This window comes from Salipiger sp. H15, assembly GCF_040409955.1.
In the GTDB taxonomy this organism is placed as follows: domain Bacteria; phylum Pseudomonadota; class Alphaproteobacteria; order Rhodobacterales; family Rhodobacteraceae; genus Salipiger.
Genome location: NZ_CP123390.1, coordinates 20,090 through 43,230, shown reverse-complemented (window position 1 = coordinate 43,230; position 23,141 = coordinate 20,090). Strand labels below are relative to the sequence as shown.

Sequence of the window (23,141 nt, the reverse complement as noted above, 5' to 3'; positions counted from 1 at the left end):
GTGTACGGCGATGAGCGCGGACAGACGGAGTGGGGTCTTCAGGTGGGCGACAACCATCTTGACCGGCACCGTCAGGCAGGTTGCCCTGTACGGCCCCGAGCGCGATGTAAACTTCCGCCAAGCGCCCGAGCCGGGCCGGATGGCGCTGTAGGACTTCACGGGTGCGGGCAGGCTTGGCGTTACCATCGGTGGCGTGCCGCTGGAGCACCGGCTCTTCCGCTTCGTCTTGGCCTTCAGCGGCTGGGAACACGCTGCCGTGGTTTTGGGTGGCGAGAGCTTCACGGCGTTGGCCGAGAGCCTCCAGAACGCGCTCTGGACCCTCGGCGGCGTGCCTCAGGAGCACAGGACTGACAGCCTTTCTGCCGCCTTACCGCAACCTCGATGCAAATGCCGCGGCGGACGTGACCCGGCGCGCCGCATTCTGCGCCCATTACGGTATGCTGGCCAGCCGCAACAATCCCGGGGAGGCCCACGAGAACGACGCCGTTGAGGCTCCGAACAACCATCTCAAGGACGCTCTCGACCAGGCGCTGATCCTGCGCGGCTCCCGCGACTTCGCCGAGCTCGACGACTGGAAGCGCTTCGTTGACGAACTGGTCGCCCGCCGCAACCGGCGGCGCGAGGCCGCTGTGCGCACTGAGATGGCCGCGCTTCGACCGCTGCCAATCCGGCGCACCACCGACTTCACCGAGGTTGTCTCCCGCGTCACGAAGACCGGCGGATTCCTGGTGCATGCCGTCTTTTATTCTGCGCCTTCCAGCTCATCGGCAAGCGGCTGCGGGTTCATGTCTACGACGATCGGATCGAGGCATTCCTCGGCGCTAACCGGCTCGTCACCCACCCCAGGCAGCGCGGGCGTCGGGACGGCGCGCGTGTCCATTGCGTAAACTACCGCCATGTCATCCACGCCCTGCGCCGCAAGCCGCAGGCCTTAGCAGGGGCGGTCTATCGCGATGGCCTGTTTCCCCGCAGCGAGTACGAGGCCGCCTGGGCTGCACTTTCCACCGCCTTGCCCCGCAGGGACGCCTGTCGCCGGATGGTCGACCTGCTGTGGCTTGCCCATGACGAAGCCTGCGAGGTTGAGCTCGCGGGGCTAATCGCCGGCGTCCTTGACGAGGGCCTCTTGACCGAGGCCCGGGCCCTGAAGCCGATGCTGGTACCGCGGCGGCGCGAACTGCCGGGAGACACACCTGTCACCCTGACCGACCTCGCCAGCTTCGACGCCCTGCTCTGGAGGGCCGGGCATGGGGACAGCTACCGCCGGCGAGCTGCAGCCTCCCGACAATCACCCGAGGCTGTCGCTCCGCCGATAGTCTCCAGCGACAACATCAGCGACAAGCTCGAGGAGGAAACCGCACAGTAGCATCAACGAAAAACGCAGCGGTCAAAACCGGCCAAGAAAGTTGACGCTCTACAGTCTTCCGGGCCCGAACACTTTAGGTACGCAATTGCGCTGGAGTGGAGCGCGGCTTTCGGACGTCGCCGCCGCCTTGAACCACGCGCTGGCTGGCAGCCTGGAGCCGGGCAGGGGGCTCGGGTGACCTGCTCCCCGTGGAGTCCGCGGTTATTAGTTCGCTCTGTTCAGGGTTTGGTCCTTTACTGACCGTTGGTGATACTCCCACGGGGTGAGCCCGTCGAGGCTCGTGTGGGGGCGGTGGTGATTGTAGTCGTCGCGCCAGGCCGAGATCAGCTCCCGGGCGTGGCGCAGGTTTGCGAACAGGTGCTCGTTGAGGCACTCGTCTCGCAGGCGGCCGTTGAAGCTCTCGACGAAGCCGTTCTGCATGGGCTTCCCAGGCGCGATGTAGTGCCACTCGACCTTCCGGTCTTCCTGCCAACTCAGAATGGCATTAGAGGTCAGCTCCGTGCCGTTGTCGCTGACCACCATGCATGGATAGCCGCGCACCCGAGCGATGCTGTCGAGCTCACGGCCAACGCGCAGCCCAGACAGCGAGGTGTCCACGACCGTTGCCAGGCATTCCCGGCTGTAGTCGTCGATGACGCACAGCACACGGAACCGGCGCCCATCCGACAGGCTGTCCGAGACGAAGTCCAGGGACCATCGCTGGTTCGGCCCCTGCGGGATCGCCATCGGCGCCCTCGTTCCGATCGCGCGCTTGCGACCGCCGCGCTTGCGCACTGTCAGGCCTTCTTCACGGTAGATCCGATAGAGCTTCTTCCAGTTCACCTGCCAGCCTTCTCGGCCCAGCAGGAGGTGCAGTCGCCGATAGCCGAAGCGCCGCCGTTCGCCGGACAGCTCCTTCAACCTCTCTCGCAACTTGATGTCTGCAGGCCTGGTTGATCCACGCCGATAGACACGCGGGTCGATCCCGGCCAATGCACAAGCCCGCCGCTGGTTGTAGTTCTTCTCTTTCATGGCCCAGTCCACAGCTCGCCGCCTTGCACCGGGCTTCAGAAGTTTTTTCCCAGCATCTCCTTGAGCGTGGCGACATCGAGCATCTGCTCCGCCAGCATCTTCTTCAGCTTCGCGTTCTCGGCCTCAAGCGCCTTCAGCCGTCTGGCCTCCGACACTTCCATGCCCCCATACTTCGAGCGCCACTTGTAAAATGTGCCATCGCTGACGCCGTGCTTCCGGCACAGCTCCTTGGCTCCCATGCCGGCTTGGTGCTCCTTCAGGATGCCAATGATCTGCTCTTCGCTGAAACGGCTTTTCCGCATCGTCTGTCTCCTCGTGTGGAGAACAGGCTAACCTCAAACCGCGGACTTTGGTGCTTTCTCACCGCCTACGCGGCGGACAACTGGGCCAAGAGCCCTGGGAGGGAGATGGGATCGGACGGCAGAAGATGGGCCCCGTGGGACGGAAACCCATCTCACCACCGGCGTGACCGCCGCTTTCAACCGCCTACGCGGCGGGCCGGCTGGGAGGAGATGGGATCGGACGGCGCCGCCAAAAATCTCCGTGACTCACGGCGGTACGTAAATCACGGGGTACGATCACTAGGCGGCCGGGTGCTCGGGCCTGTCCTAACCCCTCATGGGGAATGATCAGAAGATGGGTTCGAGCCGCGTGGGACAGAAACCCGCTCTTCACTCCGCCGGTGCGGCGGACATCACCACCGGCGGCATGTCACCGCCGGAGGTGCTTTCTCAGCCGCCTACGCGGCGGACAACTGGGCCAAGAGCCCTGAGAGGGAGATGGGATCGGACGGCGTGCCGCCAAAACCCATCTCCGTGACCGCCTGGCCGGCGGCTCTCGGTAAACCCTCACGGGGTATGATCAGAAGATGGGTTCGAGCCGCGTGGGACAGAAACCCGCTCTTCACTCCGCCAGTGCGGCGGACATCACCACCGGCGGCATGTCCCGTCGGAGGTGCTTTCTCAGCCGCCTACGCGGCGGACAACTGGGCCAGGGCCCTGAGAGGGAGATGGGATCGGACGGCGTGCCGCCAAAACCCATCTCCGTGACCGCCTAGCCGGCGGCTCTCGGTAAACCCTCACGGGGTATGATCAGAAGATGGGTTCGAGCCGCGTGGGACGGAAACCCGCTCTTCACTCCGCCGGTGCGGCGGACATCACCACCGGCGGCATGTCACCGCCGGTGGTGCTTTCTCAGCCGCCTACGCGGCGGACAACTGGGCCAAGAGCCCTGAGAGGGAGATGGGATCGGACGGGGTGCCGCCAAAACCCATCTCCGCGACCGCCTGGCAGGCGGCTCTCGGTAAACCCTCACGGGGTATGATCAGAAGATGGGTTCGAGCCGCGTGGGACAGAAACCCGCTCTTCACTCCGCCGGTGCGGCGGACATCACCACCACCGGCGGCATGTCACCGCCGGAGGTGCTTTCTCAGCCGCCTACGCGGCCGCCAACTGGGCCAAGAGCCCTGAGAGGGAGATGGGATCGGACGGCGTGCCGCCAAAACCCATCTCCGTGACCGCCTGACCGGCGGCTCTCGGTAAACCCTCACGGGGTATGATCAGAAGATGGGTTCGAGCCGCGTGGGACAGAAACCCGCTCTTCACTCCGCCGGTGCGGCGGACATCACCACCGGCGGCATGTCACCGCCGGAGGTGCTTTCTCAGCCGCCTACGCGGCGGACAACTGGGCCAAGAGCCCTGAGAGGGAGATGGGATCGGACGGGGTGCCGCCAAAACCCATCTCCGCGACCGCCTGGCAGGCGGCTCTCGGTAAACCCTCACGGGGTATGATCAGAAGATGGGTTCGAGCCGCGTTGGACGGAAACCCGCTCTTCACTCCGCCGGTGCGGCGGACATCACCACCACCGGCGGCATGTCCCGCCGGAGGTGCTTTCTCAGCCGCCTACGCGGCGGACAACTGGGCCAGGGCCCTGAGGGGGAGATGGGATCGGACGGCGTGCCGCAGCACTTGACCAAGGCAATTAGAGAACTCTTTGGGATGTCACACGACAAGACTCGGGAACTCCGCGTCGAGCCAGTACACTACCGCGAGTGCATGGCGCTCGAGATGATGAGCCGTTTTTCTCGCCCCCTGCATTGCTGCCATAGCTTCGGGAGGACGGTCGATTGAGGATGCCATGCGGTCCTCTTTCTTGACCTATCTCGGACACCGGGCTTCATTGCTGATCGACCGGCGCGGCCCGCTCGATCAGGTCATCCCAGTCGGTCGGGGGATCTTCCGACGCAAGGCGCTTCCGGAAGACCTTGTAGGCGTCGGTCTTGCTGCCGTAGGCCCTTTTGGTTTTCTCGTCATTCATCCAGCCATAGATGATGATCTTGGACTTCGTGTCGTAGCGGAAAAAGAGGCGAAACTGCTGCAAGAACTTCGCCCGCTTCCAGGCGCGATGCTCCGGACCGATGGTGTTGCCCAGATCAAACATAGAGGAAGTTGGATCCGCCGGAATGACCTCCTTGGTCAGCTTCTCGATAGCCGCCAGCATTTTCGTGGTGGCCTTTTCCTGATAGGTATCGGGATGTTTCTCGCGGAGTCCCTCGACGGTCGCGACGAGACCCTCATAGCCTTCCGCAAAGGCTGGATCCTGCAGCAGTGTCCAGCCATTGACGACCAGCGCGCCGGGAACTTGGCCTTCGGTCATTCGTCGTTGAGTGGCGCGTCCAGATCGACGTCCATGCCTTCGGTCAATTCCGCGGCGCGGCGGCTTGTTTCACCGCCGAAGGGCTGCAGGCGCTGTGGGTTGTTGACCATCTCGCGCTCGAGGAAGCCAAGAAAGGCCTGCACAGCCGGGTCGACCTGGTCGTATTGAGGCTCTGCCTTTTCCAGGATCACCTGACCGCCCCGGATGACGTAGGCGATCTTGTCTCGCTTGCCGAGATGCAGGGCCTTTCGCACTGCGGCAGGGACGGTGTTCTGATACTTGTCTGTCAGGGTCGCTTCGAAGCGGGGGACTCGCACGTCGCTCATGCCGATGTTCCTAGAGATGGGTTACATGAAAAGGTAATGCAAATACATTACCTTTTCAAGGTCACTAAGAAAGCACATCTGGGAGGTAGTCGACCCTCCTCAACTCAATGGCGCTTATGCGAATCCGCGAGCATCAGGGGGCATCAGGCCTGACCTGTGGGACAAGCTAGTAGTTCGTTCGCCCGAAAATTGGAATCCGGCCGTGATTGATGATACAGTCTCCTGACGTCACCGGTGCTGTCCCCACGTGGAAGGCACCCCATGCTGAAAAGCGTCTGAAGGAGACCGCAATCGAAGCTCATCTGCTAGCAGTCCTGATCTTGTCGCCTTTCGTGCTGGCTTTTATTTGCGCGGCCGTTCACGAATACGGGCGTTTCAAGTCTGAGGGTCGTGCGACCTACGGTTTGGTGTTCGATGAAGAGACTGGAACATCTTACTTGACGGGCATTGATGAAGAAGATGAGGCGTTCGATCCGAACGATTTCAATCCCGACGACTACAATAATACCGAAGACACGACGTACTTCGGTGATCGCAGGTCCTGAGCATTGCCGTTCGAGTTCCTCGTTAGCCGAGCGCGTATACCAGCGCTCCTTATGGCGCGAGGCTTCGGCCTTGTGGTAGGTCGCAGGCGCTGCAGGATTTTGTGACCTCGTTCCCACGGGAACGCTGGCCTTGAACGCTGTCTCCTGCATCATAAGTATGATAAAGTAGGTCGATGGCCGTAGGAGGTATGACAATGCCTGGGATCGAGAGAATGACGATCACGATGCCTGCAGAACTGGCCGACGTGCTGCGCCAGACGGTGGCAGGGGGTGAATATGCATCGACGAGCGAGGTCGTGCGCGAAGCCTTGCGTGACTGGGCCCGCAACCGGGATACAGAACGGCGCGAGCTTGAGACCCTCCGCGACGCGATCAAGGCTGGTCTGGAGAGCGGTCCAGGCGTTTCGGCTGACCAAGTGTTCGCGGAGCTTCGCGCGCGATACGGGGCGAAGTCCTGATCTGTGCGACGTCTTGTCATTCTGCCGGCGGCCCGCGCCGATCTGGTTGACGTTGCGGACTTCATCGCGTTGGACAATCCTGAGAGAGCGATGTCCTTCCTTGCCGAGATTGAAGCGAAGATGGGACAGGTTGCAGAACGCCCCGAGAGCTTTCCCATGCGCGACGATGTGTACGAAGGGATGCGCGCAGCGCGTCACGGGCGCTACCTAATCTTCTTCCTGGATGCAGACGATCAGGTGCAGATTGTCAGGGTGTTGCATGGCGCCCGCGATCTGCCCGGGCTATTTCTCTGACCTTTGGTTTACGCGCCCAACTCTTCCGGGCATGGTTGGATGCTGCTGCTTGAGCAAGGAGCCATCCCGGCGCCTCGACCGGGTATTCGTATCTCGCTGCCGCAGAGGTCTCGTCCTCGCGGATGTTCCCACCGGTCATTCACCACTCCGTCTCGGCTTGAGTGACGCGATCTCCGCATATTGCGGCAGCCAGCATTCCCACGATCTGGTGGTGACGTCCCGTCGCGATCGGCTTGCCGGGCAACCTGAATGCGAGATCAAGGGTGTCCGGAGGACGAACAGTCTGAAACCGCTCGCCCGCTGCTGCATCACTCTCGCTCGCCTGAGCTCTACTTCAGATGGCAGGACGAACTTCTTGCCCAACCGGAATGCCGGGGCAGGGGGCACGCGGGGCGCACAGGCATGACGTTGTTCAGGAAGCGTCCCCTTTTGCGCCCTGCCGCGCCTGCTCTCGAAACCGATAGCCGATCCCGGGCTCGTTCAGGATGAGCCGCGGGTGCGAGGCATCCTCTTCCAGCTTCTTGCGCAACGCACGCACGGTCACGCGCAGGTATTCGACCTGTTCGACATGGGCCGGTCCCCAGATCTCGCGAAGCAGATGCGAATGGGTCAGCACCTTGCCTGGATGGGCCGCGAGCTGGGCGAGAAGCGCGAATTCCTTGGGGGTCAGCTTCACCTCGGCGCCATCGCGGCGCACGCTGTGGCCGTCGAGGTCGATCTCCACCGGACCGGCCACGATCCGCCGTGCGGTGCCGCTGCTGCGGTCGGCGCGGCGCAGACAGGAGCGGATGCGGGCCAGCAGCTCCTCGCTGTCGAAGGGCTTGGTCACGTAGTCGTCGGCCCCGAGATCCAGTGCCGCGACCTTCTCGGCCGAACCTTCGCGCGCGGTCAGCACGATGATCGGCACATCCGCCGCGCGGAAGGGTCCGATCAGCTCGAGCCCGTCGCGGTCGGGCAGCCCCAGATCGAGCAGCACCAGTCTTGGCTGCGCGCGGGCGAGCGCCCGTAGGGCCTCGTCGGCGGTTGCCGCCTCGGCGACCGCGTGGCCGCTCCGCTCGCAGGAGACGCGCAGCAGGCGTCGGATCGGCATCTCGTCGTCGACGAGCAGGATGTGGTCGCTCATGCCATGTCCTCCATGGGCATCTGGACGATCGCCTCGGCGGGCATGCGGATGCTGAAGCGCGAGCCGCCGCGCTGGCGCCTTGCGGCCTCGACGGTGAAGCCCATGGCCTCGGCAAAGCCCTTGACGATGGCCAGCCCCAGCCCCGAGCCGCCAGTGCGGTCAGAGCTTTCGCCGCGGGCAAAGCGGTCGAAGATACGCTGCTCGCTGCCGGGCGGGATGCCGGGGCCGCGGTCGAGCACGTCGATCACCGGGCCGCGGCGGCCCATGCGGGCGGTGATCTCGATGGGCTCGGCTTCGGGGGCGTATTTCACCGCGTTGTCTAACAGGTTGAGCAGCGCGTGGTGCAGCAGCGCGGCATCGGCGCGCACCAGCGGAAGGGTGGGATCGACCGAGCTGCGCAGGTCCCGCCCCCCGAGCCGCCGCGACATGTCCGCCACGGCGGCGGCGATCACGTCGGTCAGGTCGACCGGCTGCAGGTCGGGGCTGACGGCGCCCTCCTCGATCCGCGTGAGGTCGAGCAGGTCCGACAGGAAGCGGCCGAGCCGCCGCGCCTCGGTGCGGACGGTCTGCACCAGCTCGGCCTCGGCACCCTCGGCAGGCAAGGCCTCGGCGGCGGCGGTGACGGCGGTGAGCGGCGTGCGCAGGTCGTGGCTGAGCGAGGCCAGCAGTGCGGCGCGCAGGCTGTCGCGCTGGCGCATCACCTCGATCTCGCGCATCTCGGTCTCGAGCTTCAGCCGCTCATGTGCCAGCGCCGCCTGGTCGATCAGGCTGACCGCCAGCGCGGCGCGCTCGGCGGGCACCGGGTCGCGCCCGGCCGGGCCGCGCAGCCCCAGCACCGCCAATGTGCCGAGCGCGGTCTTCAGCGGGCGGAACTGCCAGTCGCTGGCGCTGAGCGTGCTTGTCCCGCGCCCGGCGGCCTCGCCATGGGCCAGCGTCCACTCGGCGGCGGCGCGGTCGACCGGGGTCAGCTCGGGGCGGGTCTGGCCCGAGGCGGTGATGGCCAGCCCCTCGCCCTGCGCCTGCAGCACCAGCGTCTGCACTGCCAGAAGCGTGCGGATCTCCTCGCAGACGATCTGCGCAGTCTCGGCGCGGTCCTTGGCGGCGCCGAGCCGGGTCGCGAAACGCGCCAGCGCCGCGTTCTCGCGCGCCGAGCGCATGGCCAGCGCGGCGGCGGCGCGGGCGCGGGCGGCAAGCTGGCCGGTGAGGATCGCCACCAGCACCAGCAGCACCGCGGTGATCAAGTTGGCGGGCCCGTAGATGATGAAGGTATAGACCGGCGGCAGGAAGACGAAGTTGTAGGCGATGCCCGCCGCGATCGCCGCCATCAGCCCGGCGCGGAAGCCGAAGAGGCTGGCGCTGGCGATCACCGGCACCAGATACAGCAGGTCGATCGGCCCGCGCCCGATCCAGCCCTGCGCCAGATAGGCGAGCAGCGTCATCGCTCCGACCCCGGCGATCGCCGCCAGATCGCCGCCCCAGCCGCCGGCAAAGGCCGCCCGCCAGTCGCGCCGCAGTCCGGACGTGCTGACCGGCACCACGTGCACCGCGGTGCCGTTGCTGCCGTCGAGCAGCGCGCGCACCACCGGCCGGCGCCAGCCGCGCAGCCGCTGCGACCGGCCGATCACCAGATGCGTCGCCCGCGCCTCGCGGCACTGCGCGAGGATCGCCTCGGGCACCGAGGTCGCCGGCACCGACTGCAGCGCCGCCCCCAGCGAGGCGCCAAGCGCCAGCGTCCGCGCCAGCTGCGTGCGTGCCTCGGAACCCTGCCGCTCGGAGGCGGGGGTTTCCACGTGCAGCAGCGTCAGCGGCGCGTGCAGCGCATCGGCAAGCCGCTTGGCGGCGCGCACCACCTGCTCGCTGCCCGGCGCTTCCGAGACCGCCGCCAGCACGTGCTGGCCGCCGCCCTGTCCGTCCTGCCCGGTGACCTCCTGATGTTCGCGGATGCGCGCATCGACCACCTGCGCGGCGTGGCGCAGCGCCAGCTCGCGCAGCGCCAGCAGGTTGCCCTTGGAAAAGAAGTGCGCCAGCGCTTGCCGCGCCTGCTCGGGGATATAGACCTTGCCCGCCTCGAGCCGCGCGATCAGATCCTCGGGCGGCAGGTCGATGAGCTCGATCTCGGCGGTCTCGAAGAGGCGGTCGGGCACCGTCTCGCGCACCCGCACATGGGTGAAGGCGCCCACCACGTCGTTGAGGCTTTCCACGTGCTGGATGTTCACCGTGGTCATCACGTCGATGCCGGCGGCCAGAAGCTCCTCGATGTCCTGCCAGCGCTTCTGGTGGCGCGCGCCGGGGGCGTTGGTATGCGCCAGCTCGTCCACCAGCACCGCCTGCGGGTGGCGGGCCAGGATCGCGTCGAGGTCCATCTCCGAGAGGCTCTGGCCGCGGTAGCGGAGCTCGCGGCGCGGCACCACCGGCAGCGGTGCGATCAGCGCCGCGGTCTCGGCCCGGCCGTGGGTCTCGACCACGCCGACGACGAGGTCGCAGCCCGCGGCGCGCTTCTCGGCGGCCTCGAGCAGCATTTCGTAGGTCTTCCCGACGCCGGGGGCGGCGCCGAGGAAGATCTTCAATGTGCCGCGCCCCTCGCGTTCCGCTTCGCGGAGCAGGGCATCGGGCGAGGGGCGCGTCTCGTCGCTCATGCGCGCATCCTACTGGCGCGGCGCCGGCGCCGCCAGCGCGGCATCGAGCGCGAGGTTGAGGGCCAGCACGTTGACCCGCCGCGCCCCGGACAGCGGCGTGGGCTCGGCCTGTGCGGCGACGATCTCGGTCACGGCGCTGCGTGGAACGCGCCGCGCTTCGGCGACGCGGCCGGCCTGGAACAGCGCGGCCTCGACGGTGACATGCGGGTCGAGCCCGGAGCCCGAGGCGGTGACCAGATCGGCGGGGATCGGGTTGGTCGGGCCGGCGCCTCCCTCGGCGGCGATGCGCGCCTCAGCGCGGGCCGTCAGCACGGGGTTGGCCGGCGAGAGGTTCGAGCCCCCCGCCGCGCCCGCGTCGTAGCCCGCCGCCGAGGGCCGCGGCCAGATGTAGCGCGGCTGGCTGAAGCCCTGGGCGATCTGCCGGCTGCCGAGGATGCCGCCATCGTCGCGGCTGATCAGCGAGCCGTTCGCGGTGCCGGGGGTTGCCAGCTGCGCGACGGTCAGGACCAGCGCGGTATAGCCCGCGACGCAGAGGGTCATGGTTGCCAGTGCGACACGCAGGGCGGAGGTGAAGTTCGACATGGACATGTCTCCTGTTGCCGCCGCTCAGGGCAGCGAGAAATGTTCGGCAAGCGGGCCGAGCGCCGCCGCCGGAAGGAAGGTGAGCGCGCCGAAGATCACCACGGTGATCGCCAGCAGCGTGCCGAAGGTCGCATCCTCGACCCCCAGCGTGCCCGCGCCCTGCGCGCCGCGGCGCTTGGCCGACAGGCTGCCGATGATCGCAAAGGGCAGGATTAGCGGCAGGTAGCGACCGATCAGCATTACCAGCCCCGTGGCGATGTTCCAGGCGGCGGTGCCGTCGCCCAGCCCCTCGAAGCCCGAGCCGTTGTTGGCCGCGGCCGAGCTGAACTCGTAGAGGATCTCGGTGAACCCGTGCGGGCCGGCCTCCTGAACCGTGGCCTGCCCCCAAGGCGTCGCGGCGAAGAGCGCCGTGCCGCCGAGGATCAGCACCGCATGCGACAGCAGCGCCAGCACCGCCAGCCGCATCTCGCGCGCCTCGATCCGGTGGCCGAGGTAGTCCGGCGTCCGGCCCACCATCATCCCGGCGATGAACACCGCGACCAGCACGTAGAGCAGCATGTTGACCATGCCCACGCCGACGCCTCCGAAGGTGGCATTGAGCCACATGCCCGCCAGCGGCATCAGCCCGGTCAGCGGGTTGAGGCTGTCGTGCATCGCCCCCACCGAGCCGTTCGAGGTCGAGGTCGACAACACCGCCCAGAGCGGCCCGCCCGCCGCGCCGAACCGCAGCTCCTTGCCCTCGAGGTTGCCGACGTCCTGCGCCACCGGCAGCCCGGTCAGCGCAGCTGTGGGCGCGCTCTCGAGCGTCAGCGCGCCGGCGATCTTGACCAGCAGGAACAGCGTCATGACGGCGAAGATCACTGCCGCATGGCGCGGACGGCCGAGGATGCGGCCGAACATCCAGACGCACGCCATGGGGATCAGCAGGATCGCCCCCATCGACAGCGCGTTGGTCCAGAATGTCGGGTTCTCGAAGGGATGGGTGCCGTTGGGTCCGAAGAAGCCGCCGCCGTTGGTGCCCAGCTGCTTGATCGCCACGAAGGCCGCCACCGGGCCGCGGGCGATGGTCTGCACCGCGCCCTCCAGCGTTGTCGCATGGGCCGCGCCCTGCAGCGTCATCGGTACACCGCCCGCGACCAGCAGCAGCGCCATGACCAGCGCCAGCGGCAGCAGCACGAGGAAGGTGGCCCGCTGCAGGTCAATCAGGAAGTTGCCGAGCGCCGCGCGCCCGGCCAGCCCGCGCGCCAGCGCCGCCAGCGCCGCGATGCCGGTGGCGGCGGCGACGAACTGCAGCCACATCAGCCCGGCGAGCTGGCTGAGATAGCTCATCGACACCTCGCCCGAATAGTGCTGCAGGTTGGTGTTCGTGGTGAAGGAGGCGGCGGTGTTGAACACCAGCGAAAGCCCCAGCGCGCCCTTGCCGTCGGGGTTGAGCGGCAGGTGCTGCTGGAGCGCGAGGATGGCGAAGGTCAGCGTGAACATCACCGCGTTGAAGCTCAGCAGCGCGGCGAGGTAGCGCCGCCAGTCCTGCCCGGCATCGCCGCCAGCGACGCGAGCGAAAAGGGCCGTCCAGCGGCGCGTGGTGCGGGCGCCGGGGTCAAGCGCCCAGGCCATGTAGGCACCGAGCGGGATCGAAAGCGCCGCGGCGCCCCCGACCACCAGCAGGATGAGGGTAAGTTCGGTCATTCTGTCAGTCCTTGATCGGCCGGGCCGCGCGCGGGGCGCGCAGTCGGGCACGGGGAGTGGGAGGGCTCAGGCGAGGCCGAGGCCCGCGACTGCCATGTCGATCAGTTTGATCCCGGCGAAGGGCACCACCAGCCCGCCCAGCCCGTAGAGGGCGAGGTTGCGGGCCAATTGCCGCGCGGCGCTCTGCGGGCGGTAGGCGACGCCGCGCAGCGCCAGCGGCACCAGCGCCGGGATGATCAGCGCGTTGAAGATCAGCGCCGAGAGGATCGCGCTTCGCGGGCTAGCAAGCTGCATCACGTCGAGCGCGCCCAGCCCCGGGTAGAGCGCCACGAAGATCGCCGGCAGGATGGCGAAATACTTGGCCACGTCGTTCGACACCGAAAAGGTCGTCAGCGCGCCGCGGGTCATCAGCAACTGCTTGCCGATGCCCACGATCTCGATCAGCTTCGTGGGGTTGCTGTCCAGATCGACCATGTTGCCGGCCTCGCGCGCGGCCTGCGTGCCGGTGTTCATCGCGACGCCCACATCCGACTGCGCCAACGCCGGCGCGTCATTGGTGCCGTCGCCGCACATGGCGACCAGCTTGCCGCCCGCCTGTTCCTTGCGGATCAGCGCCAGCTTGTCCTCGGGCGTCGCCTCGGCGAGAAAGTCGTCGACGCCCGCCTCGGCGGCGATCGCGGCGGCGGTCAGCGGGTTGTCCCCGGTGATCATCACCGTGCGGATGCCCATACGGCGCAGCTCGTCAAAGCGCGCGCGGATGCCGGCCTTCACTACGTCCTTGAGATGCACGACCCCCAGCAACCGCGCGCCCTCGGCCACCGCCAGCGGCGTGCCGCCGGCGCGGGCGATGCGCTCGGCAAGGCCGCGCAGCTCGCGCTCGGCGCCGGGATCGAAGGGCTGCAGCCTCAGCACCGCGTCCACGGCACCTTTGCGGATCTGCCGCCCGGCATGGTCGATGCCGCTGACCCGGGTCTGCGCGGTGAAGCCCACCACCCCGGCGCCCTCGGGCACCTTGCCCGCGCGCCCCGACAGGGTGACGATCGACCGCCCCTCCGGGGTCTCGTCGCCCAGCGACGCCAGCCAAGCCGCCTCGACCAGTTCGCTTTCGCGGATGCCGGGCAGCGGCAGGAACTCCGCCGCCTGCCGGTCGCCGAGGGTGATCGTGCCGGTCTTGTCGAGCAGCAGCGTGTCGATGTCGCCCGCCGCCTCGACCGCGCGGCCCGATTTCGCCAGCACGTTGAAGCTGATCAGCCGGTCCATGCCGGCGATGCCGATGGCCGAGAGCAGCGCCGAGATCGTCGTCGGGATCAGCGCCACGAAGAGCGCGATCAGCACCGGCACCGGCAGCGCGCCGCCGGCATAGGCGGCAAAGGCCGGCAGCGTGCCGACAGCCACGAGGAAAACCAGCGTGAGCCCGGTCAGCAGCACGGTCAGCGCGACCTCGTTGGGCGTCTTGGCGCGGCTCGCGCCCTCGACCAGCGCGATCATCCGGTCGATGAAGCCTGCGCCGGGCTCGGCGGTCACCCGGACACGGATCGCGTCGGACAGCACCCGCGTGCCGGCGGTCACCGCCGAGCGGTCGCCGCCCGCCTCGCGGATCACCGGGGCGCTTTCGCCGGTGATCGCCGCCTCGTTGACCGAGGCGATGCCGGCGATCACCTCGCCATCCGCCGGGATCAACTCGCCCGCCTCGACCAGAACGACATCGCCCTTGCGCAGTTCGCTGGCGGCCACCTCCTGCGCCGTGTTGCTCTTCAGCCGCCGGCCGCGCAGCTCGGCCTTGGTCGAGCGCAGCGCGCCGGCCTGCGCCTTGCCCCGGCCCTCGGCCAGCGCCTCGGCGAAGCTGCCGAAGAGCACCGTGAGCCAGAGCCAGAAGGTGATCTGCGCCTCGAAGAGAAGATCGCCGCCAACCGCCAGGCTGCGCGCCAGAAGCAGCGTCGCCAGCGCCGCGGCGACGGCGGTGGTGAACATCACCGGGTTGCGGATCAGCTGGCGGGGGGCGAGCTTGGCGAAGCTCTGCCACAGCGCCGGGCGTAGCAGCGCGGCGGAAAACATCGACGTCGGGGTTCGCGGTGTCATGCGCGCCTCCCTCAGAACCGCTCGGGCCGCATGAGCACGGCGAGCAGGTAGACGAAGAGCGCCGCGGCGGCAGCGCCGGCAAGTACGAGATCAAGATCCATGCGAGGATCCTCCAGATGGTTTGCCGGCCTTATCTGGGGGATCAGGGCGTAAGGTCTCCATGTGGAAGCCCGGCGGGCCGCATAAGGAATGCGTAAAGATCGCCGAGATGAATCTGTGGCCGCGGAGCGCGCCTGCGCCGCAGCGCCAGCGCATTAGGCGACCCATAGGTCGCATTCCGGGTCTTGCCGACATTCGAATGGCCGAGATGCCGCACTCCGCTTGGACCGGATCCCGGCTCTGGTTCGATTCCTCGTGACGGCCTTGGGAACGCCGGAGCCCGGCCCTTTGGGCCGGGCTCCGCATGTTCTGGTCAGGGGAAAGAGCCTGCTCAGACCCAGTAGTTGGGCACGCCGTAATAGTCGTGCGTGCGCGCTTCCCAGTCGCGGTCGCGGTGCCAGTCGTCCCCGCGCTCCGGCGCGCCCTCCAGCTGCTCAGACGTGATGTCGGTCACGTAGCCGCCACGGCTGGTGTCGTAGCTCAGCTTCGCCCAGGGGATCGGGTGGTGGTCTTCGCCTATCCCCAGAAAGCCCCCGAAGCCCATCACCGCGTAGGCCACCTTGCCGGTCGCTTTGTCGATGGTGAGGTGGTCGATCGTTCCGACATGCTCGCCGGAGCGGGAGTAGACCGCCGTGCCGTTGACCTTGACGGACGAAATCATTGTCGAGTTCTCATGCATCGTGACATCTCCTCCTGATGTGGCAACAAAACGGACGGGCAGGGGGCAATGTTCCGGCGGCAGCCGCGGTGCGCGGGGGGATGAGAGCGCATTTCCGCCGAGGCCGCGTGCCCCGGCGGTGCGGTCAGGTTGTCAGGGCCGGAAGAAGGGCACGCCCGTCATCAGGCTGTTGACCTGCGAGACAAGGTAACCGGCCTCGGCGCTCTTCTTCAGATAGTCCTGCCAGTCGGGATCCGCGGCCAGCGCTGCGCGCTTCTGCGCCCGGTCATCCGCGTTCTCGTAGACCCAAATGTGCACGTAGCTGTTCACGTCGCCGCTTTCCGTGCGCATGTAGAGCGCCGGCTGCCCCAGATGCCTGGACTGCACCGGCCAGCCGAATTCCTCGTAGAGCTTCAGATGCCTGGCGATGGTGCCGGGGCGGCAGCTGTAGGTGCGATGGTCGTAGATCATGGGAGGGAGGTCCTTTCTGTTTCAGAGGGTGCAGCGCGCAGAACACACCACAGGTCACGGACCGAATAGGCCAGCATGACAGCCCCGGCGAGCGGGATCGCCGCGTAGAACAGCGCCGTGGGCAGGTTGAGGATCGGGGTGAGCGCGCGCGACCGTAGCGCGAGATCGTATCCGTAGCGCGTCATCGCGACGAGGAAGGCCTTGGCCGTGCAACACCTCGACCTGGCGCAGCTTGGTGACAATGTCTTCCGGCTTCTCACGCTTTCCAGCCATTCTGTAGTCCTCCTGTTCGCCGAAATCCTATCGGATTTCAGGCTTCGTGGGTGGACCACCTCAAAGGGGCTGGCTCACTCTTCTGCCGGATGGAAATCCTGCCGAACCTCTTTGGCGAGTGGACCCTTCTTCAGGAGTGGGGTCTCGTCGGCTTGAGTTGCCAGACCCGCATGGACTGGTTCGCTGACCGGGAGCAGGCGATCACCGCGCTCACCACCCTCGAGGTGGCAAAGCGCCAGCGCGGCTACTGGGTAGAGCCCCAGCAGCTGGCCATGTTTGCCTGACGCTCCCGCCCGATGTCTCCGACAACGGGCGGGCGGACGTAGGAAATGCGTTCTCTCTGCCCCGCTCAACCCACCGCACGTCGAAGAGTCCTGAGCGCGACCACGCCGGTCGTGACGAGCATGCATGCTGCGACGGCCGCGAGAGCCATATTCAGCGGCAGAAGGGTCAGAAGTGCGCTGGTCACAATGACGCCGCCCGCATTCGCCGTACGCAAGAGGGCAAAAAGCTCGGCGCGGCGGTGAGACGGCGCGAGCGCATCGAGCACCAAGGCGTAATGCGTGCCCAGAGGGGCGAGCATCAGGCCAGCAAGAACCGCTCCAAGTATTGTCGGCACCAGCGCGCCCGAAAGGGCTGTCATTCCGATGCCGAGAGAAAACAGCGCCAGCTGCACAACGACGGCGCGGGGCGAAGAAGCCCGATTGCGGATGCTGACCCAGATGCCGCCCAGCACTGAGGCCACGCAGAGCGGCACAGTGAACAGGATGGCCATCGTCGGATCAAAGCCGAACTGCAGCGCGAGCGCGACCGCACCGATCTCGATGGCGGCGATGGTCGCGCCGCCGGCGGCCGCGCAGGTGAGCCAGAGGAAGATCTCCGGGGTGACCAGGCGGCCGGTCATATGGGTTTCAGGCCCAGCGGGCATGCTCGCATCGCCCGAGATCACCAGCGCGGGCAGGCCACCCAGAACCGCCATCGCGGCAACAGCCAAGGCCGGCGAGAGGGACCCGAGACCGGAGGCCAGAACCGGGCCCAATACGAAGGTGACCTCGTTCAGCGTGGCCGCAATGCCCAAGGCTCGCGGCATTTGGGATGCGGATGTCAGCGTATTGAGCAGGGCGCGCAGATAGCCATAGGTCGCACCGTTGACCAGCCCAGCCAGGGCGGCAAGCGTGACGAGGACGGCAAAGGGTGCCTCGGCATGGAGCCCGAGAACGATCCCGGCCAAGGCTGCGCTGCGCAAGAGAACAAGCATGCGCAGGAAGGATGCGATGGACTTGCCCCTGCCCATCCGGGTGATCGGGATCGCCCCGACGACCTGCGCCAGCGTCATGGCGAGCACCATTGCGGCACCGAGGCGCGCGTCCCCCAGGATGGACAAGGCAACGAGGGAGAATGCGACGGGAGCGGTAGCTTGGGGCACCGTGAGCGCGGCGGAGGCCGTGAACCAGCGCAGCATCGGCGCCGAGTGCAGAGCCCGCTGCGACTGCCTCGGAACATCCATGGCGAGGTTGGTTTCGGTCATTGTGATCTCGTTCCGGCAATAGAGTTCCAGGGGCCCCTAGACGGATCAACAGGGCCGAGTGCGAAGGTGGTAGCGGCTTGCACTACGACCGCCGTCCCTCGGGGCCCGCAGCACCGTCGGCACATGGCATGCCCAGCCGAAAAGCCGGTCGCGTCACGAAGGGATTTCAGATTTGGCCTGAGAGGCACTTCCAGCCCTCCTGCAAGGGCCGGGCCGTTCCCGGACTTTCATTCCCGTGATGGGTGAGGGCGTTACCTCATGCTCCGCACCCTATCGGTCGCCAGACATCTGTCAACCTGGGGCAGCGCGGTGCCCGAGAGAGAGCGCCGGGCGGTGGAAAGACGGAGACTCTTTCGCCCCGGGGCACCGGGCATCGAGCAGCTAGACTTGGGCTGGTGCCCGACGGTGAGCGCGGCGCGGTCGCATGAGGTTCTCGGGCAAGGGGTGCAAGGATCGCCCAGAGATCATGTGAAGGCCGCGTTCTTGGCCATGGTGCGCGGGTTTCGGGGTTGTGTCGATGCCGGCGATGGGGTGTCGTGCCAACCTTCCGAGTGGCGCCGAGTAGCCTGCGCGGGCCATTCCGGATGGTGGAGCTCAGGCCTGCGCAGGCAGGGAAGGGCAGTGTCACGCGAGGGCGAGATCCGCCGCTATTTGACGGCCATCGCGGCCTTCCTGGAGGTCATCGGAGGCGATGAAGTCATAACCTTTTTTAGCGTTGAACCATTTGACAGTACCGATGGGCATTGCTGTCTCTCATGAGGGGCGAAATAGAGGTGCGATGTTGGTCCGCGCTGGGGCGCAGGGACGGGCTCGCGCAACTTTGCAATCAGATCCCGAAGTCTTCCACGCTTTTCCCATCTGCGATTGCTTCGAAAAGCCACGCAGGCTTGCGCCCGCGGCCGCTCAAGGTGATTTCTGAGTTTTCAGGGTGGGGGTGACGATACACGGCAAGGGAGCTATTGACCTGGCCCAGTCAATCGCCGAGGCTCGGTGCATATTATTTAATCGGTTTTGAGTCGTCCATTTTTCAGGGAGGCATCAATGCCCATGTCGCTTTCTCAGCTATCCATATTCGATTTTCCGAATTTTTCTCCGGTGGCCGATATTTCTTCCGGCGCTCGGACCGAAGCGGAATCTCTTTCGATTGGCCGCGGGTTCCAGGTCAAAAGCAACCCCCATCCGTCGGGCGGAAAATACCTGGAAGCCAATGCGCAGGGGTCGCAGGCGGGCGGGATTTTCTCCGGTGTCAGCGGCTATTATGACCTGAGTCTCGGCTACTTCGACGAGAGCGACGGCAGCGCGTACATGGAGATCCTGGTGAACGGTGCGGTGGCGGCCGCGTTTGAATGGGACGACCCCAGCGGCACGGCGATCGTCACCGCCGCGGCTCGCCGCGAGTACGTGATCTCGGATCTCGAGCTGCACCACGGGGACGTCATCGAGATTCGCGGCGCTTCCGACGGGGGCGAACCGCTCAGAACCGATTACCTCGATCTCAGCGAAGTCACGCCGCTGGAAACCGCCCAGAGTTTCGACGTCGAGGCCGAGAGCCTCCGTATCCTCTCGGGCTTCGCGGTGGTCCGCAATGGTGCCGCCTCGGGGTCGCAGGTCTTGCAGCATGGCTCGGGCACGGTTGCCCGCGCGAGCTACACGATGGAGGAATCCGGAACTTTTGACCTGACAATCAACTACTTCGATGAAACCGACGGGGTTTCGGAGATGTGGGTATCAGTCAACGGAAGAGAGATCGACCGCTTCGATTGGGACGGAACCTCGGGCAGCGCCCTAGCCAACTCGGCAAGCAAGGCGGCGCGACTGCTCGCGGGGCTCGAGCTCAGGGCGGGGGATGTCATCGAGCTCGCCGGACATGGCGACGGCGGCGAGCCGCTCCGGATCGACAGCCTTTCGTTCGAGGCCAAGGGCGCCGTGGACCCCGATCCGGTGTCGCCTCCCGACATCTGGTACGAGGACGGAGACTATGTGGTCGTTGCGCTGAATGACGGGCATGGGGGGTTCACGGAAGTGGTGACCGGCATTCCCACCGAGGTGACCTATGACACCATCGCGCGGGGTGGCGCGTCCTTCATGAGCGCCGATCTGAACGGCGATGGGCTGAATGATTTCATCAAGGTCACCCATGCGGGACCGGACCTTCCGGACATCCCCCAAGGTGATTGGCAGGTCCCCTACAGCTTCACGGTGACGACAGAAGTCTATCTCAATGGAGGGAATGCCAGCTTTTCCTTGAGCGAAACCTCCCAGGAAACCGTCTCCCTTTATATTCAGGACTATGCCGCCTACGATCCGGATCTTCCGGACGACCTGTTCAAGGCCTATGCCGCCGGGGATGTGGATGGTGATGGCGATGTCGACTATCTCGCCTCCAGCTACCTGGGCGAGTCCGTCTATATTTTCGAGAATGACGGCACCGGTGCCTTTTCCATCCAAGCACGCAGCTATCTCGAACAGGGATATTCAGGTAATGAGGGCAGGCTTGCCGATATGAACGGCGACGGGTTTCTCGATGCCATCCTCTTGACCGGCTACGATCGCAACAGCATTTTCGTCATGGTCAATGACGGCAGCGGCCAGTTGACTGATGTCTCGTCCTCCATGCCGGCGGAAGCTCCGCCCGGAAACCCTCAGGTTGTCGATCTGGACCTGGATGGCGATCTAGACGTGATGTTGACCGCTGGCGGGGATGGGCGCGGCATCTACACCTATCTGAACAATGGCACGGGGCAGGCATCGCGGGGGCCGGCACTGATCCCGCAGGGCGACTCGTCGAGCGGCGGCGGCGTCGGCGCGGCCGCGGCGGCAGACTTCGACGGCGACGGCGACATCGAAATGGTAACCGCCGCCTATATGGACGAGAACTACGGCGCGCCACGGGGATTGCGGCTCTACGACATTGTCGAAGGGGCAGACGGGCTTGAGTTCGAGGAGCGCTCCTATGACCCCACCATCGTCGGAAGCGTCTACGCGCCGGCGGACTATGACGGGGACGGAGACATCGACCTGCTCGTCCAGTCCGCCGGCAACAGGATGTTGGTGAACGACGGCACCGGGCATTTCTCGCTGAGCGCGCCGATCGTGCCGGGTTTCGTGACCACGGAATATTCCTGGGTACCACGGGTCGAGACCGGCATCTTCCACAGCGCGGATGAATTCGTGTTCTAGGGGGAATAGGCGCATGCATGACGCTTGTTATTGAGAAGTTTGAATTTCGCCCATAGACTGGGCGCAGGGTTCGGATTTGAGCCGAAAAGCTCATCGTTCCCTACCTCCCTGTTGGACTTCGGCCGAGCTTGTCTCGGCCATTTTTTTGTCCGCGCGTCTCTTCGGCGGTGGTCTTAGCGCTCTCGGAGCGCCTGCCGCGCCAGCGCGGCGATCAGGTCCGTGCGCGTGACGATGCCGACGATGCGTCCGCGCTCGAGCACCGGGATGGCCTCGACGTCGCCATCCGCCATCATCGGCAGCAGCGCGGCGACCGGCGAGGCACGCGTGGCGCGCGGGCCGGCGACCTTCATGATGTCCGAGGCACTCACCGGGGTCTCGCGCCCGAGATCGACGAGCCGCCGGAAGGCGGGCAGGAATCCCCGTTCGAGCCGCTGCGCATCGTCGCGGGCGCGGGTGATCAGGTGGATCTGGAAAATCACCCCAAGAAATCTCTGCCCCGGACCGACCACCGGCAGCGAGGCGAAGCGATGCTGCCGGAACAGCTCGGCGACCTCGGCAAGGGTGGTGTCGCCGCCGACGGTGACCAGATCGCGCGACATGATGTCTTCGGCCGTGAGCGGGCCTGCATGGTGGCTCGCGGCTTGCAGTTCGGCGGCGCCGATGAGCCGGGCCAGATCCTCGACCCCGAGGTTGAAGGACTGCCGGTAGCGCTCCAGCAGCCCGGAAAGCTCGGCTTCGGAGAGCCCGAGACGCTCTGAGGGCGCACGATCCCCGGTGCCGTGCTGGCCGGGGGCGTCGAACTGCCGGAACGGGTAGTGCCGCCCGGTCAGCCGGGCGTAGAGCGCGGCGAGCACGACCAGCGCGGTGGTGCCCGCGGCGATCGGCGTCAGCGCGAACCAGAAGCCGAGCTGGTCGATGGCCTCGGGGCTCATGGCGGCGGTCATCGCCACCGCCCCCGCCGGCGGATGCACCGCGCGGCAGAGGATCGTCGCGGTGATCGCCAGCCCGACGGCAAGCGCGATGCGCAGCGCCGGATCGGCGACCAGCAGGCAGGTGGCAACGCCCACCAGCGCCGCGACGGTATTGCCGACGATGGCGGACCAGGGCTGGGCGAGGGGGCTGTTGGGCACCGCGAAGAGCAGCACCGAGGTCGCGCCGAAGGGCGCGACGAGATAGAGCCCGAGGCTCAGGTCGATCTGCGGCGAGAGTAGGACCAGCCCGGTGACGCCGAGGCCGAGCAGCGCACCGAAACCGGCGCGGAGCGCCTCGCCGAGGGAGACGCGCGCCACGGCCGGCCCGAGGGAGCGGAGGATCTGCATGGGGAACTGCCTTCTATGCCTGCCGCGCAAAAATTCAGCATTTTGCGAAAAGTTCAACCGTAGGCCTGCGCGAAGAAAACGATGGTGGTGACCAGCCCGACGGTGACGATGAAGGTCCTCAGCAGCGACAGGTCCTGCACCTTGCGGGCCATATGCGCCCCGACGTAGCCGCCCGCGGCGCACCCAAGGCCGGTGACGAGCAGCGCGCTCCATTCGATCAGCCCGGCAAGGCTGTAGGTGACGACCGAGACAGCCGACAGCACCAGCGAGGCCAGCGTCTTCAGCCCGTTCATCCGGTGCAGGTCGCTCATGCCGATGAGTCCGAAGGCGGCCAGCAGCAGGATCCCCAGCCCGCCGTTGAAATAGCCGCCGTAGATCGAGACGAGCAGCAGGAGCGCCGGCGAGACGACATCGGGCAGGCGGCGCCCCGAGGCGAGCAGCCCGCGCAGCAGCGCGGGGCCGGCGGCAAATGCCAGCGTGGCGATCAGCAGCAGCCAGGGAATGACGCCGGAAAACAGGTCCTCGGGGGTGACCAGCAGCAGCAGCGCGCCGAGGACCCCGCCAAGCAGGGCGGTGACGACCAGCGCGCGCAGGCTTGGCCCGTCGCCCGCCTGGATGTCGCGGCGATAGGCCCAGCTGCTTCCGGCATAGCCGGGCAGGGCGGCAAAAGTGGCGGTGGCATTGGCCATGATCGGCGGCACGCCGACCCAGACCAGCGCGGGAAAGGTCAGGAATGTGCCGCCGCCAGCGATGGCGTTGAGCGCGCCCGCGCCGAAACCGGCAAGGGCAAGGATGGTCGTGGTCAGCATCTGGGTCCTCCTCGAGAGCGGCGCGGTGTTGCATGGCATGGCATT

At 66.6% G+C, this 23,141-nt stretch carries 23 protein-coding genes; 7 read left to right on the top strand and 16 right to left on the bottom strand.

The window, feature by feature from the left end; all coding sequences use genetic code 11:
• The first annotated feature begins 401 nt into the window (after positions 1 to 401).
• Both PVT71_RS28600 and PVT71_RS28595 read left to right on the top strand, forming a co-directional pair.
• Positions 402 to 887: a hypothetical protein gene (locus PVT71_RS28600; RefSeq protein ID WP_353476818.1), complete on the top strand. Its 486-nt coding sequence runs from the start codon at positions 402 to 404 to the stop codon at positions 885 to 887.
• Positions 888 to 1,036: 149 nt separating this feature from the next.
• A complete protein-coding gene (locus PVT71_RS28595) occupies positions 1,037 to 1,363 on the top strand; it encodes a hypothetical protein (protein ID WP_353476817.1) in 327 nt (108 codons plus the stop codon).
• Between the two features lie 204 nt (positions 1,364 to 1,567).
• On the opposite strand, the gene PVT71_RS28590 is transcribed toward PVT71_RS28595, so the two are convergent.
• The 3 genes from PVT71_RS28590 to PVT71_RS28580 all read right to left on the bottom strand — a co-directional run bounded on the left by PVT71_RS28590 (position 1,568) and on the right by PVT71_RS28580 (position 5,356).
• Positions 1,568 to 2,676, bottom strand: a protein-coding gene (locus PVT71_RS28590) for an IS3 family transposase (protein WP_353475490.1) whose coding sequence is annotated in 2 segments (ribosomal slippage) — positions 1,568 to 2,427 and positions 2,427 to 2,676 — 1,110 coding nt in all. Because the reading frame shifts where the segments join, the coding sequence is not laid out codon by codon here.
• 1,874 nt (positions 2,677 to 4,550) lie between these two features.
• Positions 4,551 to 5,030 carry a type II toxin-antitoxin system YhaV family toxin gene (locus tag PVT71_RS28585; protein ID WP_353476816.1) on the bottom strand — a complete coding sequence of 160 codons (480 nt, stop codon included), beginning with the start codon at positions 5,028 to 5,030 and terminating at the stop codon, positions 4,551 to 4,553.
• On the bottom strand, positions 5,027 to 5,356 hold the full coding sequence (locus PVT71_RS28580; RefSeq protein ID WP_353476815.1) for a type II toxin-antitoxin system PrlF family antitoxin: 330 nt from the start codon (positions 5,354 to 5,356) through the stop codon (positions 5,027 to 5,029). The genes PVT71_RS28585 and PVT71_RS28580 overlap by 4 nt, the downstream gene beginning before the upstream one ends.
• Before the next feature lie 209 nt (positions 5,357 to 5,565).
• Between PVT71_RS28580 and PVT71_RS28575 the strand changes: the two genes are divergently transcribed.
• The 3 genes from PVT71_RS28575 (at position 5,566) to PVT71_RS28565 (ending at position 6,653) form a co-directional block, all read left to right on the top strand.
• Complete coding sequence (locus PVT71_RS28575) at positions 5,566 to 5,901, top strand: hypothetical protein (protein WP_353476814.1); 336 nt, start codon at positions 5,566 to 5,568, stop codon at positions 5,899 to 5,901.
• 194 nt (positions 5,902 to 6,095) lie between these two features.
• Positions 6,096 to 6,359: a type II toxin-antitoxin system ParD family antitoxin gene (locus PVT71_RS28570; protein ID WP_353476813.1), complete on the top strand. Its 264-nt coding sequence runs from the start codon at positions 6,096 to 6,098 to the stop codon at positions 6,357 to 6,359.
• Positions 6,360 to 6,362: 3 nt separating this feature from the next.
• The gene (locus tag PVT71_RS28565) at positions 6,363 to 6,653 is read left to right on the top strand and encodes a type II toxin-antitoxin system RelE/ParE family toxin (RefSeq protein ID WP_353476812.1); all 291 of its coding nucleotides are present in this window, start codon (positions 6,363 to 6,365) and stop codon (positions 6,651 to 6,653) included.
• Between the two features lie 412 nt (positions 6,654 to 7,065).
• Here PVT71_RS28565 and PVT71_RS28560 read toward each other — a convergent pair whose 3' ends face one another.
• The 9 genes from PVT71_RS28560 to PVT71_RS28520 all read right to left on the bottom strand — a co-directional run bounded on the left by PVT71_RS28560 (position 7,066) and on the right by PVT71_RS28520 (position 16,172).
• Entirely contained in the window at positions 7,066 to 7,776 is a 711-nt protein-coding gene (locus tag PVT71_RS28560) for a response regulator transcription factor (RefSeq protein ID WP_353476811.1), read from the bottom strand.
• Positions 7,773 to 10,412 carry a sensor histidine kinase KdpD gene (locus PVT71_RS28555; RefSeq protein ID WP_353476810.1) on the bottom strand — a complete coding sequence of 880 codons (2,640 nt, stop codon included), beginning with the start codon at positions 10,410 to 10,412 and terminating at the stop codon, positions 7,773 to 7,775. Before PVT71_RS28555 ends, PVT71_RS28560 begins: the two co-directional genes overlap by 4 nt.
• Positions 10,413 to 10,421: 9 nt before the next feature.
• Positions 10,422 to 10,994, bottom strand: coding sequence for a potassium-transporting ATPase subunit C (locus PVT71_RS28550; protein ID WP_353476809.1), 573 nt, complete (start codon positions 10,992 to 10,994; stop codon positions 10,422 to 10,424).
• 24 nt (positions 10,995 to 11,018) lie between these two features.
• Complete coding sequence (kdpA, locus tag PVT71_RS28545; RefSeq protein ID WP_353476808.1) at positions 11,019 to 12,680, bottom strand: potassium-transporting ATPase subunit KdpA; 1,662 nt, start codon at positions 12,678 to 12,680, stop codon at positions 11,019 to 11,021.
• 66 nt (positions 12,681 to 12,746) lie between these two features.
• On the bottom strand, positions 12,747 to 14,759 hold the full coding sequence (gene kdpB, locus PVT71_RS28540; RefSeq protein WP_353476807.1) for a potassium-transporting ATPase subunit KdpB: 2,013 nt from the start codon (positions 14,757 to 14,759) through the stop codon (positions 12,747 to 12,749).
• 11 nt (positions 14,760 to 14,770) lie between these two features.
• Positions 14,771 to 14,860: a K(+)-transporting ATPase subunit F gene (kdpF, locus tag PVT71_RS28535; protein ID WP_353476806.1), complete on the bottom strand. Its 90-nt coding sequence runs from the start codon at positions 14,858 to 14,860 to the stop codon at positions 14,771 to 14,773.
• 329 nt (positions 14,861 to 15,189) lie between these two features.
• A complete protein-coding gene (locus tag PVT71_RS28530) occupies positions 15,190 to 15,519 on the bottom strand; it encodes a PRC-barrel domain-containing protein (protein WP_353476805.1) in 330 nt (109 codons plus the stop codon).
• 150 nt (positions 15,520 to 15,669) lie between these two features.
• A complete protein-coding gene (locus PVT71_RS28525) occupies positions 15,670 to 15,987 on the bottom strand; it encodes an NIPSNAP family protein (protein WP_353476804.1) in 318 nt (105 codons plus the stop codon).
• The gene (locus tag PVT71_RS28520; RefSeq protein WP_353476854.1) at positions 15,984 to 16,172 is read right to left on the bottom strand and encodes a hypothetical protein; all 189 of its coding nucleotides are present in this window, start codon (positions 16,170 to 16,172) and stop codon (positions 15,984 to 15,986) included. Before PVT71_RS28520 ends, PVT71_RS28525 begins: the two co-directional genes overlap by 4 nt.
• Before the next feature lie 138 nt (positions 16,173 to 16,310).
• Between PVT71_RS28520 and PVT71_RS28515 the strand changes: the two genes are divergently transcribed.
• A complete protein-coding gene (locus PVT71_RS28515; RefSeq protein ID WP_353476803.1) occupies positions 16,311 to 16,544 on the top strand; it encodes a WGR domain-containing protein in 234 nt (77 codons plus the stop codon).
• 65 nt (positions 16,545 to 16,609) lie between these two features.
• Here the strand turns inward: PVT71_RS28515 and PVT71_RS28510 are convergent, their stop codons facing one another.
• Together PVT71_RS28510 and PVT71_RS28505 are read right to left on the bottom strand one after the other, a co-directional pair.
• Entirely contained in the window at positions 16,610 to 17,788 is a 1,179-nt protein-coding gene (locus PVT71_RS28510) for an MFS transporter (protein WP_353476802.1), read from the bottom strand.
• 826 nt (positions 17,789 to 18,614) lie between these two features.
• Entirely contained in the window at positions 18,615 to 18,734 is a 120-nt protein-coding gene (locus tag PVT71_RS28505; protein ID WP_260350332.1) for an H-NS family nucleoid-associated regulatory protein, read from the bottom strand.
• A 95-nt stretch (positions 18,735 to 18,829) separates the two neighbouring features.
• On the opposite strand from PVT71_RS28505, the gene PVT71_RS28500 reads away from it, so the two are divergent.
• Positions 18,830 to 20,968 carry a VCBS repeat-containing protein gene (locus PVT71_RS28500; RefSeq protein WP_353476801.1) on the top strand — a complete coding sequence of 713 codons (2,139 nt, stop codon included), beginning with the start codon at positions 18,830 to 18,832 and terminating at the stop codon, positions 20,966 to 20,968.
• A gap of 173 nt (positions 20,969 to 21,141) precedes the next feature.
• Here PVT71_RS28500 and PVT71_RS28495 read toward each other — a convergent pair whose 3' ends face one another.
• Both PVT71_RS28495 and PVT71_RS28490 read right to left on the bottom strand, forming a co-directional pair.
• Complete coding sequence (locus PVT71_RS28495; RefSeq protein WP_353476800.1) at positions 21,142 to 22,287, bottom strand: HPP family protein; 1,146 nt, start codon at positions 22,285 to 22,287, stop codon at positions 21,142 to 21,144.
• Positions 22,288 to 22,340: 53 nt separating this feature from the next.
• Positions 22,341 to 23,096 (bottom strand): sulfite exporter TauE/SafE family protein, encoded by a 756-nt coding sequence (locus PVT71_RS28490; protein ID WP_353476799.1) that lies wholly within the window; start codon positions 23,094 to 23,096, stop codon positions 22,341 to 22,343.
• Positions 23,097 to 23,141 lie beyond the last annotated feature (45 nt).

Coding starts and splice junctions, on each gene's coding strand:
- PVT71_RS28570 (WP_353476813.1), top strand. CDS start 6,096: ATGCCTGGGATCGAGAGAATGACGATCACGATGCCTGCAGAACTGGCC.
- PVT71_RS28580 (WP_353476815.1), bottom strand. CDS start 5,356: ATGAGCGACGTGCGAGTCCCCCGCTTCGAAGCGACCCTGACAGACAAG.
- PVT71_RS28575 (WP_353476814.1), top strand. CDS start 5,566: ATGATACAGTCTCCTGACGTCACCGGTGCTGTCCCCACGTGGAAGGCA.
- kdpB (WP_353476807.1), bottom strand. CDS start 14,759: ATGACACCGCGAACCCCGACGTCGATGTTTTCCGCCGCGCTGCTACGC.
- kdpA (WP_353476808.1), bottom strand. CDS start 12,680: ATGACCGAACTTACCCTCATCCTGCTGGTGGTCGGGGGCGCCGCGGCG.
- kdpF (WP_353476806.1), bottom strand. CDS start 14,860: ATGGATCTTGATCTCGTACTTGCCGGCGCTGCCGCCGCGGCGCTCTTC.
- PVT71_RS28560 (WP_353476811.1), bottom strand. CDS start 7,776: ATGAGCGACCACATCCTGCTCGTCGACGACGAGATGCCGATCCGACGC.
- PVT71_RS28530 (WP_353476805.1), bottom strand. CDS start 15,519: ATGATTTCGTCCGTCAAGGTCAACGGCACGGCGGTCTACTCCCGCTCC.
- PVT71_RS28520 (WP_353476854.1), bottom strand. CDS start 16,172: ATGACGCGCTACGGATACGATCTCGCGCTACGGTCGCGCGCGCTCACC.
- PVT71_RS28550 (WP_353476809.1), bottom strand. CDS start 10,994: ATGTCGAACTTCACCTCCGCCCTGCGTGTCGCACTGGCAACCATGACC.
- PVT71_RS28595 (WP_353476817.1), top strand. CDS start 1,037: ATGGTCGACCTGCTGTGGCTTGCCCATGACGAAGCCTGCGAGGTTGAG.
- PVT71_RS28555 (WP_353476810.1), bottom strand. CDS start 10,412: ATGAGCGACGAGACGCGCCCCTCGCCCGATGCCCTGCTCCGCGAAGCG.
- PVT71_RS28500 (WP_353476801.1), top strand. CDS start 18,830: ATGCCCATGTCGCTTTCTCAGCTATCCATATTCGATTTTCCGAATTTT.
- PVT71_RS28510 (WP_353476802.1), bottom strand. CDS start 17,788: ATGACCGAAACCAACCTCGCCATGGATGTTCCGAGGCAGTCGCAGCGG.
- PVT71_RS28495 (WP_353476800.1), bottom strand. CDS start 22,287: ATGCAGATCCTCCGCTCCCTCGGGCCGGCCGTGGCGCGCGTCTCCCTC.
- PVT71_RS28585 (WP_353476816.1), bottom strand. CDS start 5,030: ATGACCGAAGGCCAAGTTCCCGGCGCGCTGGTCGTCAATGGCTGGACA.
- PVT71_RS28490 (WP_353476799.1), bottom strand. CDS start 23,096: ATGCTGACCACGACCATCCTTGCCCTTGCCGGTTTCGGCGCGGGCGCG.
- PVT71_RS28525 (WP_353476804.1), bottom strand. CDS start 15,987: ATGATCTACGACCATCGCACCTACAGCTGCCGCCCCGGCACCATCGCC.